The 1802-nt window shown below is 68.5% G+C and carries 3 protein-coding genes; all 3 read right to left on the bottom strand.

The window, feature by feature from the left end; translation table 11 throughout:
* Nucleotides 1–481 (bottom strand): cation transporter (locus tag D8Y23_RS16530; RefSeq protein ID WP_128219103.1); only part of this gene is annotated, 481 nt, incomplete at its 3' end.
* Nucleotides 478–822 (bottom strand): ArsR/SmtB family transcription factor, encoded by a 345-nt coding sequence (locus tag D8Y23_RS16525; RefSeq protein ID WP_128219102.1) that lies wholly within the window; start codon nucleotides 820–822, stop codon nucleotides 478–480. The genes D8Y23_RS16530 and D8Y23_RS16525, both read right to left, overlap by 4 nt.
* Nucleotides 823–1012: 190 nt before the next feature.
* Entirely contained in the window at nucleotides 1013–1633 is a 621-nt protein-coding gene (locus D8Y23_RS16520; protein ID WP_128219101.1) for a histidine phosphatase family protein, read from the bottom strand.
* Nucleotides 1634–1802: the final 169 nt, after the last annotated feature.

The raw sequence follows: 1802 nt of genomic DNA, 5'->3' as shown, positions 1-1802 counted from the left end.
GGTAGGTGCAGATGAGGGTCTGCTTGGAGTCCGCGACGGCGGTGGCCGATCCGAGCTCGCGGCCGGCTCGTCGCTCGGCGAGTGAGAGGAACGGCATGATGACCACGCTGAGCGCGGTGATGACGAGGCCGAGTGTTGAGTGTTCGACGTCGACCTGGCCGACGAGGGCGAGTATCGATGTGGTGGTGACGTAGACGGCGAGGGCGAAGAACGCGACCGCGATGACGCGGAGGGTGCCCTTCTCCCAGCGTTCCGGGTCGCGGCGGGTGAACTGCCACGCGACTGCGGCCGCGGAGAGCACTTCGATTGTGGAATCGAGCCCGAATCCGATGAGGGCCGCGGACGACGCGACCGTGCCGGCCGTGATCGCGACGACGGCTTCGATGAGGTTGTAGGCGATGGTCGCGGTGACGATCCACCGGATGCGCCGCTGCAGGGTGTGCTTGCGGTCATCGTTCAGTGCGGGAGCGGTGGTGGTCATGCGCACGTGCAGTTCTCTCCGGCGCAGCAGCCGGGCTCGACGTAAAGAACGACTCGCAGGAGCTCGTCGAGGGCGGGGGCCAGGTGTGGATCTGCGAGCCGGTACCAGGTGCGGCGACCGTCCGGCACAGCTTCGACGAGGCCGCAGCCGCGCAGGCAGGCGAGTTGGTTCGACATCACCTGGCGCGAGACACCAAGCGCGTCGGCGAGGTCTGAGGGGTAGGCGGGAGCCTTTCGCAGAGCGAGGAGGACGCCCGTGCGCGTCGAGTCCGACAGGGCGTGCCCGAGACGTGCGAGCGCGGCTGTGTGAGTGGCGGTCGCCGTAGCGGTTGCAGTCGACATGGGCTCAACGGTACACGGTACGCTGAATAAAGCGAAGCCTGTACGGACGACCGGTTGCGCCGGTTGATACGTGCGCGCGTCGACTACTGACAGAGTTCATGGCAGAAAAGACCAGAAGGCCGCGCGGGGATCTCGCGAGATTCCGCGGTTCGGGTCCGGCGCAGCGCGCAAAGACGGCTGTCATCGGACATCAGCGACCGCGCACGTGGTTCCACTGCGTGATGACCTCGGAGCCGTGCTCGAATCCGAGTTCACTGACCGCCGACGTGCCGAGCACGAAGTAGCGTCCACCCGCGGCCGTGAGGCCGAGCCAGACGCCCGCGAGCGCGCGCAGGAAGTGCGCGTGCGAGAACACGAGCACCTGTTCGCCGGCGCGCACGCGGGGGCGCAGCTCTTCGAGGAGCGACTCGGCGCGCGCCGTGACCTGCTCCACGCTCTCGCCGGGCGTGGCGCCCGCGGGGGCGCCGCCCTGCCAGATCGTCCACGGGCGGCCGAGTTGCGAGTCGATCTCCGGCGTCGTGAGACCTTCGTACGCGCCGTAGTCCCACTCCACGAGGCGGGGTTCGAGCTCGGCCTGCGGATACCCGGCGCGAGCGGCCGTTTCGACCGCGCGCTTCAGCGGGCTCGTCAGGACCAGGTCCCAGTGGCGGGTCGCCAGGAGCGTGCCCGCGAGCTCCGCCTTGTAGGCGCCCGTCTCGGTGAGGGGGATGTCGGTGAGTCCGGTGTGGCGCCCCGTGCGGCTCCACTCGGTCTCGCCATGGCGGACGAGCACGAGGCGCCCGTCGGGGTCGGTCAGATCCTCGTCTTTCACGGGTCCATCCTCGCGCCTCGGCGTGCCGGGGGGGGGGCGGAGACGGACGAAGGGCCGGTCGGAGGAGATCCGACCGGCCCTTATCCCTGCACCAGAGTGTCCTGCAATCACATGTCGGTAGCTGCCACAGCAAAACAACTACCGTGCGATGACTCTATAACGGTGAGGT

The sequence above is a fragment of the Microbacterium enclense genome (assembly GCF_004022425.1).
GTDB lineage: Bacteria > Actinomycetota > Actinomycetes > Actinomycetales > Microbacteriaceae > Microbacterium > Microbacterium enclense_A.
This window is presented reverse-complemented; position numbering and strand designations above follow the sequence as displayed.

What these genes read in the sequence shown, in the direction of transcription:
- D8Y23_RS16525 (WP_128219102.1), bottom strand. Translation starts at nt 822, where the DNA reads ATGTCGACTGCAACCGCTACGGCGACCGCCACTCACACAGCCGCGCTC.